Here is a 16,876-nt window from a genome sequence, read left to right on the forward strand (position 1 = left end):
TGACTAAGTCAGATATATAAGGGCAACTACAAATTTATTATGGCAATGAACAAATGTATTCCTATTATAGGTTAAATATCCTCAAATTATGTTTCTTCTGCGTATTGCTAATTATGTTTTTCCATACACAAATACAAACATTTAAAGCAATCTCTTATTCTTATTATTTATATTGTAAGTGCAGTAGGATAAGCATGTTGATCTTGAATAAATACTTCATGAGTAACAAGCTGAAGGTTTACATCATCTTTATCTGTCTTATCCCACTTAGATAGCTTTTGGTCTAAGCACGATTGACGCTCAAGAAAGAGAAGGAGTAGTATCTATGAAAAAGTGGGGTCGTCGCTACTTGCTACCGCGTAAATGTCCCAAGTTGGACAAGCGAATAGCAGGTACGCTTCTGATTGCAGGCGCATTGCTCACGATACCAATTAAAAGCGCACATGCAAATGCACAGCATAGTACAACAAACAATAACTCGCATACCATTACCTTTAAGGCACTCGACAAATCTGTTGCAAGTGATCCGCATATACAGAATTTTGTGCTCTCAACCAAAGACGCAAAACAATTACTTTCTACACAAAAATTTGTACTTGACCACACCATCTCAAACAAAATCCAACCCCTTATCATTACACATACAAAACAACAGGGACCTCCTGGACCTCAGGGTCCTGCTGGACCTACTGGACCTCAAGGTCCTACCGGTCCTCAAGGTCCTATTGGTGAGACTGGCCCTGCTGGTACAATCGGCGTTGGCGGACCGGTAGGTGCTACTGGACCTACTGGCCCTGCTGGCCCCACTGGCGCGACTGGCCCTCAAGGTGATATCGGTCCTGCTGGTCCTGCTGGTCCTCATGGGCCATGTGGCCGCCCTGGCAAAACGGGACCCCAAGGTCCTCAAGGTGATACTGGCCCTCAAGGTCCTCAAGGTGATACTGGCCCTATTGGCCCTACTGGTGCCACTGGTCCTCAAGGCGACAAAGGCGATACCGGACCTCAAGGCCCTACTGGCCCTACTGGTCCGACCGGACCCATCGGACCTACTGGTCCCGTAGGTCCTCAAGGCCCTCAAGGTGATAAGGGCGACACCGGTCCTGCTGGTGCTGATGGTGCCCCTGGCCCGCAAGGCCCTGCTGGTACCAATGGTACTGACGGTGCTCCTGGTCCCCAAGGTCCTGCTGGTGCTGATGGTGCCCCTGGCCCGCAAGGCCCTGCTGGTGTTGACGGCGCTCCTGGTCCCCAAGGTCCTGCTGGCGCTGACGGCGCTCCTGGCCCTCAAGGTCCTGCCGGTCCTCAAGGCGATACTGGCCCTCAAGGTCCTGCTGGTACCAATGGCGCTGATGGCGCTCCTGGTCCCCAAGGTCCTGCCGGTCCTCAAGGCGATACTGGCCCTCAAGGTCCTGCTGGTATGAATGGCGCTGATGGCGCCACTGGTCCTCAAGGGGACAAGGGTGATACTGGCCCTCAAGGACCCCAAGGCGACAAGGGTGACACCGGTGCCGCTGGTCCTGCTGGCCCTCAAGGTAATAAGGGCGACACCGGAGATACTGGCGCTACTGGTCCTCGTGGGCCACAAGGCTCTACAGGTCCTGCTGGCCCTCAAGGTTCTCAAGGCCCTACCGGCAATACTGGCCCTCAAGGCCCGCAAGGTGATACTGGCCCTCAAGGCCCGCAAGGTGATAAAGGTGACACTGGTGCCACTGGCCCTGCTGGTCCTGTTGGTGATACTGGCCCCGCTGGCCCTGCTGGCCCTACCGGCCCTGTTGGTGATACTGGCCCCGCTGGCCCTAAAGGCGATACTGGTGATACCGGCGCTACTGGTGCCACTGGTGCTACTGGCCCTATTGGCCCTGAAGGTCCTCGTGGGCCTCGGGGATTCACTGGTGCCACTGGTCCTCAAGGTTCCCAGGGCCCACGAGGTCCTAAAGGTGACACTGGTGCTACTGGCGATCCCGGACCAGTTGGTCCTCAAGGTGACAAAGGTGATACTGGTGCTACTGGTCCCGCTGGCCCTGTCGGCGATACTGGGCCTGTTGGTCCTACGGGTGCCACTGGCCCTATTGGCCCGCAAGGTCCTGCCGGTACAAATGGCACTGATGGTGCCCCTGGTCCTCAAGGTCCTGCTGGCCCTATTGGCCCGGTTGGCCCTCAAGGTCCTGCCGGTACAAATGGTACTGACGGTGCCCCTGGTCCTCAAGGCCCTGCCGGTACAAATGGCGCTGACGGTGCCCCTGGCCCTCAGGGTCCTGCTGGCCCGGTTGGCCCTCAAGGTGACAAGGGCGATACTGGTGCTACTGGCCCTGCCGGCGCTGATGGCGCTCCTGGTCCTCAGGGTCCTGCTGGTACAAATGGCACTGATGGCGCTCCTGGCCCACAAGGTCCTGCCGGTCCTCAAGGTGACAAGGGTGATACTGGTCCTCAAGGCCCTGCTGGTACAAATGGTACTGATGGCGCTACTGGTCCTCAAGGTCCTGCCGGCGCTGACGGTGCCACTGGTCCTCAAGGCCCTGCCGGTGCTGATGGCGCTCCTGGTCCTCAAGGTCCAGCTGGCTTGAATGGTGCTGACGGTGCTCCTGGTCCTCAGGGTCCTATCGGTCTCACTGGCCCTGCTGGCGCTGATGGTGCTCCTGGCCCACAAGGCCCTGCTGGCGCTGACGGTGCGACTGGCCCACAAGGCCCTGCTGGCACAAATGGTGCTGACGGTGCCCCTGGTCCTCAAGGTCCTGCTGGCCCTGCTGGCGCTGACGGTGCTCCTGGTGCTCCTGGCCCACAAGGTCCTGCTGGCACAAATGGTGCTGATGGTGCTCCTGGCCCACAAGGTCCTGCTGGCACAAATGGTGCCGACGGTGCTCCTGGTCCTCAAGGCCCTGCCGGCGCTGATGGCGCTCCTGGCCCGCAAGGTCCTGCTGGTCCTCAAGGCGACAAGGGTGACACTGGTGCTACTGGCGCTACTGGCGCTACTGGCCCTGCCGGCGCTGACGGTGCTCCTGGCCCTCAAGGCCCTGCCGGCGCTGACGGTGCTCCTGGCCCTCAAGGCCCTGCCGGCGCTGATGGCGCTCCTGGCCCTCAAGGCCCTGCCGGCGCTGATGGCGCTCCTGGCCCGCAAGGCCCTGCTGGTCCTCAAGGCGACAAGGGTGACACTGGTGCTACTGGCCCTGCCGGTGCTGATGGCGCTCCTGGCCCACAAGGTCCTATCGGTCCTATTGGCCCTCAAGGCCCTGCTGGTTTGAATGGTGCTGACGGCGCTCCTGGTCCTCAAGGCCCTGCTGGTGCTGATGGTGCTCCTGGTCCGCAAGGCCCTGCTGGTGCTGACGGCGCTCCTGGTCCTCAAGGTCCTGCCGGTGCTGATGGTGCCCCTGGCCCACAAGGCCCTGCCGGTCCTATTGGCCCTCAAGGCCCTGCTGGTTTGAATGGTGCTGACGGCGCTCCTGGTCCTCAAGGCCCTGCTGGTGCTGATGGTGCTCCTGGTCCGCAAGGCCCTGCTGGTGCTGACGGCGCTCCTGGTCCTCAAGGTCCTGCCGGTGCTGATGGTGCCCCTGGCCCACAAGGCCCTGCCGGTGCTGATGGTGCCCCTGGTCCTCAAGGCCCTATCGGTCTCACTGGCCCTGCCGGCGCTGACGGTGCCCCTGGCCCGCAAGGCCCTGCTGGCCCTACTGGTGCTACCGGTGCTGGTTTCCCTCAGGATTACGGTTACACGTATAATGAATCTTCACAGAATATCCCAATCGGAACGCCTGTCAGTTTTGAGTCAAATGGGGTGATAGTAGGAGCAATCACCCATACGCCAGGCTCTTCCTCTATCACGGTGGGCGATACTGGTACTTACAGAATCGACTTCAATATACAGACCGCGCAACCCAGCCAGTTTACCATCTTTAGAAATGGCGTGCCGCTTCCTGGCACAGGATTTGGTTCGTTCGGTGGATCACAGATAACCCATGGTGATACTATCCAGGAACTAACCGCGGGTGATGTGCTTGAAGTTGTCAATCACACTTCACTCAATGATGTTCAACTCCAGATTAATGCCGGTGGCAATGATCCAGTTGTAAACGCATCATTTAATATCATACGCATAAGCTAGTCTCGTAGTGAAGCTAATCTTTGAAACTACCTCTAAGTAGTCAAAAAGATTTAAAAAGAGAGGATGCATTCACATGGTATAAATATACCATGCGGATACATCCTCTCTTTACAACTTGAAATTTAAAGGGCTTTTCCAATGACATATGCTATGGAGAGCTCTTTAAACTTTATCAGCCTACCTATGAGAGATAATCAACCCTTTGCAACTGGTCTGGATGAACTGATAGATATCCTTCCAGGTGATCTGACCCTCCAATGTAAGCATTTGCCCTCTGATATGAGCACTAGTACAAAGTTTCTGACAAATCGTCTCTCATCAGACATACTGTTTCTCAGATATGTAAATTGCTTACCTCATCGAGAGATTGGCAAATCACTGGAATGCTCACGATCGCACCGGAAATCGAAGGCATTAATCTGTTCAAAATCGCAGGCCGCTCCATTTCTAGGTGGATTCCAGGCCTCAAAACGGGCATCACAGGTAGACATTCTGTAGCCAGCTCGAAGAACGTTTGCTGCTTTGGCTTGAGTATCACCCCCTGATTGTGAACTACGCACATGGCAATAAGAAATATGTCACAGACATGCTCCATTATAGTTTTGCCGCCGTGAAGAGTTCAAAAAAGTCGTTGGATATGATGGTGATGGACAATTTGGTTGGTCGCGCACTCACAAAAACCACTTTATGAGCTGTCAATCTCTTCATTTTGTGGAAGAAGAGCGCATAAGCAGAAAGAGGAGAACATAACGTTCGGGAGGACCACTTGACAAAGTACTTTATCAAGTGGTCCTCCCGAACGTTGTACCCTTTCAAGGGATTGATGAAAAAGCGGAAAGAACTACATGCTTTGCAACGACTTTTAGATAGTCCTGCTTCCTGGTTGCTAGAAAAAACGTGCTCTAAGAGTAGATTTTTACACCTATCCTGGGTCTCCCTCACTGAGCGCCGGGCCTCGGAGGATTGATCCAGACAGATTGCGAGCGATATTCCATATATCTGGTGTTCCGAGACCGGTTGCGAGATCATAGCCGATGGTGGCCTTGTAAAAGGCATTGGTTCCTGTTGTCACATCATGGTACGCTGGATAGCGCTGTGGTGTGTTCGAGAGGGCATAGAGGATGGAATTCGCGTTGCCTAATGATATCTTTTTTTGCTTTGTCAGGTACTGATTGATGTCAGCAGCCATTCCCGCCCATACGGGGGCTGAGGCACTGGTACCACCCACCGTAATCCAGCCCTTACAGATACTGGTATTGCCGCCACTACAATAGACGGAATAACCTGTGGCTGGATCGGCGTTCGCTGAGACATCGGGCACCATCCGTTGAGGTGAGGTAATAGCGAGATTGTTTTGGTAGGCAGGGCGAGAAAAGTAGGAACTGAGACCACCACCTCCACCCAACAGTTGGGTCCTAACAATCGTTGACCAGGCTGATTCACTGCCATAGGTGCTATCTTTGTTGAGGAGAAGGGTTGTTCCACCAACACCAACCACAGAAGGTTGATTGGCGGGGGAATCAACGGACAGACTTGTATCACCACAATCATAGGCACCATCATCACCGCTTGCCGCAAAAAACGTTTGCCCTTGTGCCGCACCCTGCCGAAAAATGTCATGCAGGGTTCCCATTTCAGCCTCTCCTGCAGCTTGCTCACATTGTCCCCAACTGGTACTGACAACCTTTGCACTATTGTCGGTAACGATCGCGTTATAAGTATCGTTGACGCCAACTGTGGTATTCGGCCCAATATACACTTTCTGCAGAGCGTTAGGAGCCATTGATGAAACCATCTCCATATCAAGTGTTGTTTCGATGGCACCACTTCCCGGCACATTTCTTGTTCCATCGATCAAGACATCAGAGAATTTCTTTGGGCCAAGTTTGTAGAGGTCGAGATAGGTCGTAATATCGGCAGGATTGTACCCATCTAATTCAAACAGCGCAATCGTTTGCCCGGCTCCATTCGCACCTGTATTGAGTAACGGCTTGACGTCATAGGCCACCTGGATGTCATTGGGGGTATAACTGATAGGAAGAGGGTGAGGAGGAGCATCCTCTTTAAGCATGCGATATCTGGGTTCGTACATGGAGAGATTGTTGAGACCAGCAATGTTGCGGAGGCTGGGGGCGAGGTCATTGGGCACAGCTGGATTAAGGGATGGTGCAAAGGCTGTACGACCATTAATGATATAGTCATAGAGCATGATCGAAAAGGTTGACTCAATTGCTGCAACAGATCCCACAGTGTGAATGACAAGATTATTCGAGGAGATAGATGTAACTGCGAGATGATGGCTTTGCAAGAATAACTTGACATTATTGACGGCATCCTTTGTCGGTCCAAATTGGCTTTTGAATTCTTGTGGTGTCAGGTAGTGGTGAAAGAGAGGTGATGTGGGGTCGGCTTGCTTGGTCAGCAATAGATCCAAGAGCTTTTCGTTTCGGAGAGCGAGATGCACTGAAAGCTGAAGGATTTTATTGGGAGATGTAATACCCCTACGGATTGCATGGTTGAGAAGGAGTGGTACAACGATACCTGGGAGACGGTAAGGAAGACTTGCCACATGGTGTGGCAATGCAAAGGCAGGTGAAACATGATCAAAGTATCCAGAGGAAGAAAAAAAGATAAAAAGAATAACAATTATTTTTGCTATCTTCCGTTGATATATGGACCTTAAAGAACTTTTCATGAGAAACTCCTTGTGTATCAGGGTCTTTTTCACACTTACTTGTTATCTTTGATGCCACATCAGAATAAGACCAACTTTTTGCTACTGCAAGATAATTTGTGTTGTGTGGTTACGACGAAGTATTTAAAATACTTCATATTTTCAGGTGTAGAAATATTATACAATTACTTGTTTTTCTTTTTAACACAAAACAAGATAAAGATGTATAAATTCTATCAATGAAGCAAAAAAATAGGTGTCTTGAAGGTGAGGTTGGAATCACGCATGTCAGTGTGGTTACGACACGATGAGACATGAGAACACGGGGGGCAGGTCCCATAAACAGTGATTTCTTGAAAACTGTACGCTAAGGTTTGGATGCGCTGACCCCCTGTTTCCTCTTACAGCCTGTTTTGCAATACAGGTAGCGAGAGTCCACTTTCTGCTCAGTGTGACTTTGGGTTGTTGGCCAGATTTGGAGTGCTTGGGCCGTAGGAGTGTAAATCCCAACAGTACTCTGACGAAAATACAACAAGTATCCTGCTGGGCAAGATACTTGTTGTGAAAACCATCAGTTTAACTCTGGGCTAAAATTAGTGATGATGTTTTTTCTTATGGCTTACCGGCGTTGGCTGAGCACCTGCATTCTGACCTGTATTATTTTGTCCACCATTCGCAGCCTGGTTACCTGCACCTGGAGTACAAGGATTAGTAGCCGGAGTCGTAACTGCTGCTGGTGTCGTACCTGCGGCCGGGGCGGGGGTTGCATTACAGGTGCCAACAACGGTACCTAAGGTTGCTGTTCCAGTTGTACCATTGGCTGCAACTGAACCACAGCCAACGATCATATTGTTCTGCGCAGGATCAGTTACCGTAAAGAACCAGTTGTTTGGGATGGCCTGTAACCCTTGCAAATTGTTGATTACAGTATTGGCCATATTCTGGCTGTTGCCATCGGTATTTTCTTGCTGGGTAAAGATAGGATTACCTGTGCAACTGTCGGTCGCGATATTAACATTGATCGACTGATTGGGATGGTTCGGATAGGTGATGTTCAATGCTACCGGTGCGTTGCCTGCAGCTGTATCCAGATTGATGGTTGCTCCACCAGTGGCGACCTGCTGCACTCCTCCAGTACCATTACCAGCATTACCATTGCCGGCGTTGCCATTAGCAGCATTGGCGGGAACTGGCTTGACAGTGATCGTAGCGGCTGTTACGACACCGTTACCATCAGTGGTGAGCGCGACTGGATTCTGAATATTCAATGCACCAACACAGTTGAGTCCGCCAGCACCCAGAGTGGCATTCAAACGATTAGCCAGAAATGTGAATAAATTATTAGCGGCAGCGCCACCATCAGGCGATGGTAGATTCTGGAATATTGGCATGTCCAGATTTAAACGTGGTAAAGCCACATTCACGAGATTCTGACAGTAGGTGGTCGTACTGGCATCGTTGAGGGTCGCAGCTGGAGTCTGATCAACACCCACACGATATGCATTAAGCTTATTCAGATTAGGCTGGCCATTCACAAGCACAAAATCGTCCAGGGATGGAATTAATGCGACGGGGGCTTGCTGATTGGCGGCCGCCTCCAACTCGTCTGTTGCCATTGTGGCTGTCATCGTTCCCGGATTTACCAGATCAGGTATGGCAAATGCAGTACAACCAAGAGCAGGATCAACAATCTTGGAGACCAGGGCATTGTCACTTGGATTTCCCAGGGTTGTTGCCCCTTGTAACTGGGCCTGATTGGCTGCATTGAGCTGGGCAATCTGACCGTTGGCTGTAGCAAGATACTGTGTCTGCACGTTGTCGCTTTGATCCATATCGACAATGCCAAAGTCACGAGTTGAAGGACACGTCATGCCATCTTTAGCCATACCAAGCGCAGGAATAGTAATCTTTCCTGCGGCAACCAGCTGATTGGCGGTTTGGAAGAAGTTAACTGCGTTACAATAGCCAAACTGCCCAAAAGGTGAGTTCGCCAGGCCATTCACACAGTTGCCTGTGTTCATACCCTGACCTCCCACACGCATACGTACCTTTTTCATAGCATTTTGTGCCTGTGCAGGCGTTTGTTGTTGATTTTGGGCAGCAGCGGCATTGTTGTTTTGTGCGGCCGCGGTCGTGTTTTGTGTGGCGGCATTATTATTTTGTGCCGCTGCCTTCGCATTATTTTGTAGTGTCAGGACGGTACCATTGTCACCAAACCAGATACCGACAATCGCTCCTGCCGGTAACTGTGGTACTACCGGAGCCACAGCTGGCTGTGTGCCCTGGTCAACAACCACTGGCTCATAAGCAGACATCTGACCAGTCTGGGGATCCAGAATGACTGCCTGCACAAAGGCTGCCTGGTTGACATTGGCTTCGTTACATGCTCCTTGTGCTGGATCGGTCGCTACGAGTTGATAAGGAGTTGCCAGTCCCTGAGCAGTCAATGGATTAGCTGGGATCATCAATGTACAGTTCATATTGATTGCCGCTGCCGCATGCGAACCAAGACGAGGTATGATCACAAATACGCCAACCCCGATAAGCACAACAACTGCTGTTACAGCCAGACCAATGAGCATCAAAGGCGAAAAGCGTTTTTGGCGGCGCATATTCGCAGAATTTCTTAACATCTTTGCTGGATCACGTGGTTTTGTCAACATATCTTCTTTGAACCTCTTTTAAGACTAGTGGCAGTTTGCAGTCAACAAACCGCCTTCTTAATCTCTTGTCTTCGATAGCCTAAAATTTCAAGTGTGCGGCACCTGCCGTAGGAGTGGCTGTTGTAATAGTGGTATTTTTCACCACTGGGGTCATGGCAGGCGTTGGCATGGTTACACCAGCTCCTGCTGTAGAGACAGCATGGAACTCAAAGCTGTTTCCTTTCACAGGAGTAAGGAAACCTGCTCCTTTTAAAAAGGCAGGGGCGGCCGCAACATTTTGAAGCAGGAGTGGAGGAAAGGCCTCGTTATCAACAGGCAACATTGCTCCAATAGAGCGTCCAACAACACGGTGCTCTGCCTCGACTGCGGCAAGCTGGGCAGCAATCTGAGCCAGGTCAGGACGCCCCAACTGCGCGAACTCTTTTACCGCAGCCAGATATGCAGCCACAAAGGCCGACTCTAATAGTTGCTGCGTCTTAAGGAAGCGCTCAAGATTTCTGAACGTATCACGACCATAAGGAAAACTAAAAGTCTTAGCCATACTCTTAGCGCCCTGCTTGTTCAAAAACAGAAGGTGGAGTTGCTCTTCAACCAATGCGGCTTTGATATTAGTACGGCTGGCTGGTTTGAGTCCCAGATTATCAGCATGGGCAAGAACCTCGGCATAGAAGGTAACCGCCAGGGTTTCCGCTGTTGCGGCAATGTTGAGAATAGCCGCAATAGCCTTCTTAGCATCAGCGGGGTTCACTGCATTCGGAGCAGCAGCATGCGCGCCCTCGTTCGTATGCTCTGTCAGCAATACTCCGGCACCTACAATACCACCAGCAACGGCTAATCCGGTTACTCCAACAACCGTGCCTTTCAAGGCAGAACGGCGAGATGGACTATACTTTGAGGTTTTTAAGGTTGGTTTCATACTTCTCAATTCCTTCCTTCACCTGAAGAAAATATTACTTTCTGCTATTACAAACAGAGCCATCAAACGTATGCACTGACAATCTGTCAATAGGTCAGCTGCATCACACTTATTGGCGGCATGAATATCTATACTTCGATATCCATGCCAGAACGTATCAGACTGTCATCATGTGACTTGTGAGAAGCATAACATAAAATATAGACCTATCTATCAGGTAACGCATATATTAACAATAAAGTACCAATATGACATTGAGAAAAATTAACCGCTTTTAAATATAAAAGGGGTATTGGTACTAGTAATCGGGATACTGGTAAAAATATGGAGATTGAAACGTGGAGGAAGAATTGGCAGTTATAGAGCTTAATCGTCCTGATGCCGGCAATTAGAGATGCTTGCAGCAAGATTTATTATTTGGGTGAGAATACCGATTGTCAATAGTCCAATCAGAAACTAGTACTAAAAAAGATGGAGTCGCTACACACAATATAACGATTCCTTTTTTTATTTCTCACTCTAGAAGCAGGGCTTTTTCATTTTCAGCCGGGAGTAACTGTCAGGCAAATCATATACAGAGTATTTCTGGTGTGGAGTGTGTTCTGTGGGCGGCCGCGGCCGCCCACAGAACACACTCCACACCAGACTCCGGCGCCGTAGGCGCCAGGAAGTGGAAAATTAAAAAGCCCTGCTCTAGAAGCGCACACCTTTGACGTTTGATCCCTAAGGATGTACGATAGGTGTGATAAGGATGAAGACTATCTTACTGCGCTTTGCAAAAAAATATGAAAATTCGAGGGAATAGGGAGTTTGCTGTGCTTGAATTATCAAATGAGGGAACGCTCTACTTTGCGTTACTTGGCCCGCCACAGGTCTATATCGGTGGCCGGCTACTGATATTTCCCTCACGCAAAGCTCTCGCCCTCCTTATCTATCTGGCAGTACAGCCAGGCAAACATGCACGCAAAACGCTTTCGGAACTCTTCTGGGCAGAAAGCGATGCCGCCCATGCTCGCGCGGCCCTACGCACAACAGTGCTTGAGCTACGCGATGTGCTTACAAAAGAGGCTTCCCTGAGCGCAAGTATTGGACCAAATCGTATCCCTTACCTCCATGTAGATCGTGAAACCTTGAGCCTGGACGTAACCTCTGAGGTCGACCTGGACCTGCATATCTTGCAGGCAGCCTGGACGCTAGCACAAGATACAGCTCGCACCTATACCACTCTCACTGAGGAGGCACGTCACGCACATCTTGCGCAAATGCAGGAGGCAGCCAGACTCTCACGAGGTGAATTTCTGGCCGATTTCTCATTGCATAACGCGCCAGGTTTCGATGATTGGGCTCGCTTTCAGCGCGAATACTGGCATATGCGCCTGCAACTCGTCTTCGATCGACTCTCCCATTGGTACGAGGAAATCGGAGAGATCGATCAAGCCATTGCGACCATCATTCGCTGGCTCTCCTTCTCGCTACTGAATGAAGATGCCTCTCAACGCTTGATGCGTCTCCACTTTGCCACTGGCAATCGAGTCGCTGCACTACAAGCTTATGAAGCATTACGAGCTATCCTGAGTTCCGAGATTCATGCGGAACCAACACCGGAAACAATGGCTCTGGCTGAACGCATTCGGACCACGCCTCCACCTCATCAACAGACACCGTCAGGTGCGGGCATATCTTCTCAGTTACTGGCTTTACGCAAGCCCCCTCTGATAGGGCGAACAAGAGAGTATGGCATCCTGCTCCAATGCTATCACGCAGCCCGTCTGGGACAGCCGCAAGTGGTCCTCCTGGAAGGTGAGGCTGGCATTGGCAAAACGCGGCTGGCTACCGAGTTTGTGGACTGGGCGATCGCACAAAAAGCTGATGTGCTTCATGGTCAGGCCTTCGAAAGTAGTAAACGCCTCTCATATCAACCGCTCATCAATGCCTTACGGCCGCGTATTGAGCAAGAAAATGCGCCGGAGGACCTTCTACATGATGTATGGTTAGCTGAAATAGCACGCCTGTTACCAGAACTACGTGAGCGCTATCCCGATCTGGCTAGCCCGGTGACTGACGCGTCTGTAGCACGCAATCACCTATTCGAGGCAGTCGCGCGCCTCCTGGATGTTCTAGCAACACGCCCCCCACTACTCCTCTTCCTCGACGATCTCCACTGGTCCGATAGCGCCACCCTTGACCTACTGCATTATCTGGCGCGCGGCTTTGCCGAGCATACAACGCCGGTGATGCTACTATTCACACTGCGTACCGAAACACTGCAGACAACGCCTCGCCTGTCCGAGTGGAGGGCAAACCTGGGGCGAATGGTACCCCTGACCCGTCTACAACTGGGACCACTTTCAGCACAGGATACCTTGCATCTGCTTCAAGCCATGATCAGCGGAGATCAGAGAAGCGATTCCTATGTCCCAGGCACACGGCCTCCAAGTGTTTCCCTGGAACGCGTCAGTCAGAGGATCTTCACAGAAACAGGTGGTCAACCTTTTTTTCTGATCGAGATGCTAAAACTGCTCCTTGCCCATAGTACTGTGGCCCAGCAATTGGGTGCAGATGGTACCAGGAACGAAGATGTCGCGACCACAATGATCAAAGAACTAAGTGTGCCTCGCCTCTTTCCACCCAGTGTACGCGAACTGATCAGCCTGCAACTTGATCGCCTCAGCCCCACGGCCTTCGCCTTCCTTGTCGCGGGTGCAGTGTTAGAACAGGAGGCAAGTTTTGAATGGATTTGCCAGGTAGCAGATCTCTCCGAACAAGCAGGATTGGTTGCTCTAGATGAAGTGCTACGCAATCGCCTGATGCTTGCTCCCCTACGCCAGAACAATCAATCAGGCAATAGAACATACACTTTCACCCATGATATGATCCGCAAGATCGTCTATGTCGAGGCAAGTGAAGCTCGCAGTAGCATTTTTCATCGGCGCGCGCTCTCTATTCTACAACAGGCGTCAGTCTCAGTAGCGAAATTAGCCTACCATGCCCTGGCCGCAGGCTTATCAGAAGCAGCATTCCACTTCAGTGTGGTCGCGGGTGACGAAGCCAGGGCCATTTTCGCCCTTGATGATGCTACCGAACACTACGAGCAGGCGTGGCAACTTCTGACACAACAACCATTGTCAGAAAAGTTGTCAGCATCCGAGGTACACCATCTCTATGTTTCGCTTAAACAGGCATACGAACTTACAAGAACATGGGAGCAAGGGCGCGCGCTCTATGGAGATATGCTCAAACAGGTGCTACGTGTGGTCGCCCAGAATAATGACACGATCGGATTAACGCGAATCCAGTGGTATCAAACCATGATTGAGCTGTATACGGCAAAGCTGGCAAATGCAACTGCGCATGGGGAACGCGCCGCTGCATTTGCGCGCAGCATTGGGCAAACGGACCTCATCATCCAGAGCCTGGATGCACTGGCCTCCATCAAAATGGAGCTAGGCGCGTGGGAGGAATATGAGTTGCTGATCACTGAGGCACATACGCTCTACATAACCATACAGGACCGAGCAATGGCAGCTGATTCCCTCTGTATGCTTGCACATGCGCACCTGCGTCGTGGTCAACTCAACGTGGGCATAGTGCAAGCACGCAACGCTCTCACCATCAATAAACAAATCAAGAACGTCTGGGGCCAGATTAATGCACTCTACGACCTGGGCGCCGGGTTATGCGACAGTGGAGCCTATACAGAAGCGCTGGCGATTGCACTACAAGCCGCAGCAAGCGCACGAACGCTCAGCATGAACTCAGCACGGGCACATACGCTTCTCTTGCGTGCCCTGATCCAATTAGGAAGTATCTATCGAGCCATGCAGACTGTGTACGCTGCTCGTGAAATTGATCTGGAAGCCCTCAAGCTCAATGAGGAAAACGCAGCACACACCTCCTATACCATGATCATCGCAACGGTCCTTTGCGCGGATTATGTGCTCGCCGGCGAGTGGACAGCCGCGCAACGTTACGCACAACGGGCAGCCACAATCGCGGATAACCAGATGCTCTCATACATAGATTTGCCACACTGGAGCGTCACAGAAGCCTTGCTGCATGCAGGGAAGGTAGTACAGACCAGACAGCACCTACTCCGCCTGAATGCACATAATGGAGACAGCCTGCGCGACCGCATTCAGTACTTACGTGCATACGCAAAGCTGTCCCGCTGGGAAGGACATCACGAGCAGGCACATTCCTCGCTCGAGGAGGCTCGTGTGCTGGCTGAAGGGATCGGTCTGGCGGATGACCAGTGGCAAGTCCAGATGGTCCTCGCGGATCTGTATCAGTCACAGGGAGAACAGACACTGGCGGATCAAACATATGCACGCGCGGCTACGGTGGTTCAGGAACTCGCCAGAAAGATTGTTGATGAGACGGTACGGGATAGTTTCCTAACGGCACCTCAGGTGCGTCATGTCCTGGAACAGGGAAAATAAGGTAAGGTAACTTGCTCCATCAATTGTCCTTCATCATAATGGCCCCCCATCAATTCCCACGCACACATAACTCACGGTCTTTCTCACGCACCACCTCACGCTCTACCAGTACTATTCATTGTAGGGGCAACGGATTGACCAGCTACTTTTCATCAGCAAATTGAAGTAAATCATCATATTTTACACAGATATCTTGAAAAGGTCATTCGTAGCTTAACATCAGCTTTTATCTTGTTTCATACAAGAACCTGATCCCGAAAGGAAAATATCCCATGACAAGTCAATGGAATACCACTACAAAATGGGCCACCCTTGCAATTGCAGGGCTGGCAGGAGCATGGACCCTCTTCCATATCATCTGGAGTATCGCTGGCCAGACTTCCGATGATTATTGGGGGATAGCATTGCTTATTCTTTTCTTCCTCGCACTGATTGTCGCTTTCATTCAGTACTTTGAGGAGCGCCCCGCGCTTAAAGCCGTCCCCTCTGCTGAACGGTTTCCAGAACCAACCATCGCAAGATTTTTCTTCGGTTCGGAAGGATCATCTGGCATCTGGTTTGTCATACGTATGGAAGTAGGCGCTTCATGGCTGCTTGCTGGCTGGGAAAAGATGCAATCACCAGCCTGGGGCACTAGCGGCAAAGCGATAGGTGGTTTCGTTACTGGTGCCTTAGCCAAAACTGCCGGGGCGAATCCTAGCGTTCAGGGATGGTATGCCTGGTTTTTACAGCATGCAGTTCAGCCTAATGCAGGGCTCTTCGCCTTCCTGATCACCTATGGGGAAATCGCCGTGGGTCTTGGTGTGCTCCTGGGTATCCTTACCGGAATCGCGGCGGGCTTTGGAGTATTGATGAATTTCAATTATCTGCTGGCGGGTACGGTAAGTGTCAATCCGGTCCTTGGTATGCTTGGTCTCTTTCTGGTCTTCTCGTGGCGTGTCTGCGGCTGGATCGGCGGAGATCAATGGATACTACCAGCACTTGGCTTACCCTGGAAACCAGGTTCCGGGTTCCGACCGAAAGCCGTTGTGGCGAGCACCCCAGCGCCGATAGTATAACTCATCCTACGAACGTATTCAGCAATGTCTCTTCTTACTTGCAGTAGGAAGAGACGTTTGGTATAGAAAAATCACGGTCCTTCTCACGCTCTACTAGTATGCTATTGAAAAGCAATCGTAGAGGCTATTCAATGGTGGGAGAAGGATATCTGGAGAGAACATGCCTATTGCCTGAAGGACCTGTTAAGCAAAGGCTGTTCTTTTCAGGAGGGACAGAAAGGATAGAGGAGATGCACACCTTACGGCAACAGGAAAACACCCAACAACCAGATTTTGAAGCGTCTGATGGTCACCTGATCACGCAGGCATGCGCAGGCGATCAACACGCCTTTGAGGCTCTCGTTAATCGGTACCGTGATACTTTATTTCGCTATAGCCACACTATTCTGAAAGAGAAAGACATGGCCGATGATGTTTTGCAGTTTGTCTTTCTACAGCTCTACTTGTCTCTCCCCACATTAACTACCAGTGGATCACTCAAGGCCTGGCTCTTTCGGGTAACACGCAATCGTTGCTTTGATATGTTACGGAAGCGACGCAGTGAACCAGTCATGTGTTTTTCTGCACTAGTTGTGGAAGACCTTGAGGATGATAACTCTCTGATCGAAGGAATAATGGATCCCAACTCATTGCCAGAGGAGATCGTGATGATGCTTGAGATACAATCGATTCTGCGGCGAGCATTATTTACTCTCCCACCATCCTTGCATACGATTGTATATCTCCACAGTTTCAGACATCTAAGCTTTACAGAGATTGCGCGTATCCTCAACCTGCCACCATCCAGAGTGAAAACCTACTTTTATCGCTCACTTCCCCGACTCCACGATGCTCTGATGAAAGACATATCTTTTATTGATCACCTTACCCAATCAGAACTCGTCAGCCAATGAGAAAGGAGTTGACGCACCTTCTCACGCACTTTCTCACGCGTACCATGTATGCTAGAAATGGAGAGAGATAGCGTAGCAAAATGGCATTCCATCAGAAAATAAGTACATCCTCTCAAGACATTGAAAAAGGGGCCGCACAGCTT

At 51.1% G+C, this 16,876-nt stretch carries 7 protein-coding genes; 4 read left to right on the forward strand and 3 right to left on the reverse strand.

What is annotated here, in order from left to right:
- The first annotated feature begins 724 nt into the window (after nucleotides 1-724).
- Entirely contained in the window at nucleotides 725-4,090 is a 3,366-nt protein-coding gene (locus tag EL633_RS38355; protein WP_443090066.1) for a BclA C-terminal domain-containing protein, read from the forward strand.
- Between the two features lie 922 nt (nucleotides 4,091-5,012).
- Here the strand turns inward: EL633_RS38355 and EL633_RS02540 are convergent.
- From EL633_RS02540 to EL633_RS02550, 3 genes are all read right to left on the reverse strand, one after another.
- Entirely contained in the window at nucleotides 5,013-6,785 is a 1,773-nt protein-coding gene (locus tag EL633_RS02540) for a S53 family peptidase (protein ID WP_126625695.1), read from the reverse strand.
- A 572-nt stretch (nucleotides 6,786-7,357) separates the two neighbouring features.
- The gene (locus EL633_RS02545; RefSeq protein WP_126625696.1) at nucleotides 7,358-9,427 is read right to left on the reverse strand and encodes a hypothetical protein; all 2,070 of its coding nucleotides are present in this window, start codon (nucleotides 9,425-9,427) and stop codon (nucleotides 7,358-7,360) included.
- A gap of 79 nt (nucleotides 9,428-9,506) precedes the next feature.
- Nucleotides 9,507-10,343: a ferritin-like domain-containing protein gene (locus EL633_RS02550; RefSeq protein WP_126625697.1), complete on the reverse strand. Its 837-nt coding sequence runs from the start codon at nucleotides 10,341-10,343 to the stop codon at nucleotides 9,507-9,509.
- An 815-nt stretch (nucleotides 10,344-11,158) separates the two neighbouring features.
- Here EL633_RS02550 and EL633_RS02555 point away from each other — a divergent pair.
- From EL633_RS02555 to EL633_RS02565, 3 genes are all read left to right on the forward strand, one after another.
- Nucleotides 11,159-14,782 carry an ATP-binding protein gene (locus EL633_RS02555; protein ID WP_161981883.1) on the forward strand — a complete coding sequence of 1,208 codons (3,624 nt, stop codon included), beginning with the start codon at nucleotides 11,159-11,161 and terminating at the stop codon, nucleotides 14,780-14,782.
- Nucleotides 14,783-15,054: 272 nt separating this feature from the next.
- Complete coding sequence (locus EL633_RS02560; RefSeq protein ID WP_218027404.1) at nucleotides 15,055-15,840, forward strand: hypothetical protein; 786 nt, start codon at nucleotides 15,055-15,057, stop codon at nucleotides 15,838-15,840.
- Between the two features lie 230 nt (nucleotides 15,841-16,070).
- A complete protein-coding gene (locus EL633_RS02565) occupies nucleotides 16,071-16,733 on the forward strand; it encodes an RNA polymerase sigma factor (RefSeq protein WP_161981884.1) in 663 nt (220 codons plus the stop codon).
- Nucleotides 16,734-16,876 lie beyond the last annotated feature (143 nt).

This window comes from Dictyobacter alpinus, from assembly GCF_003967575.1.
Taxonomy (GTDB): domain Bacteria; phylum Chloroflexota; class Ktedonobacteria; order Ktedonobacterales; family Ktedonobacteraceae; genus Dictyobacter; species Dictyobacter alpinus.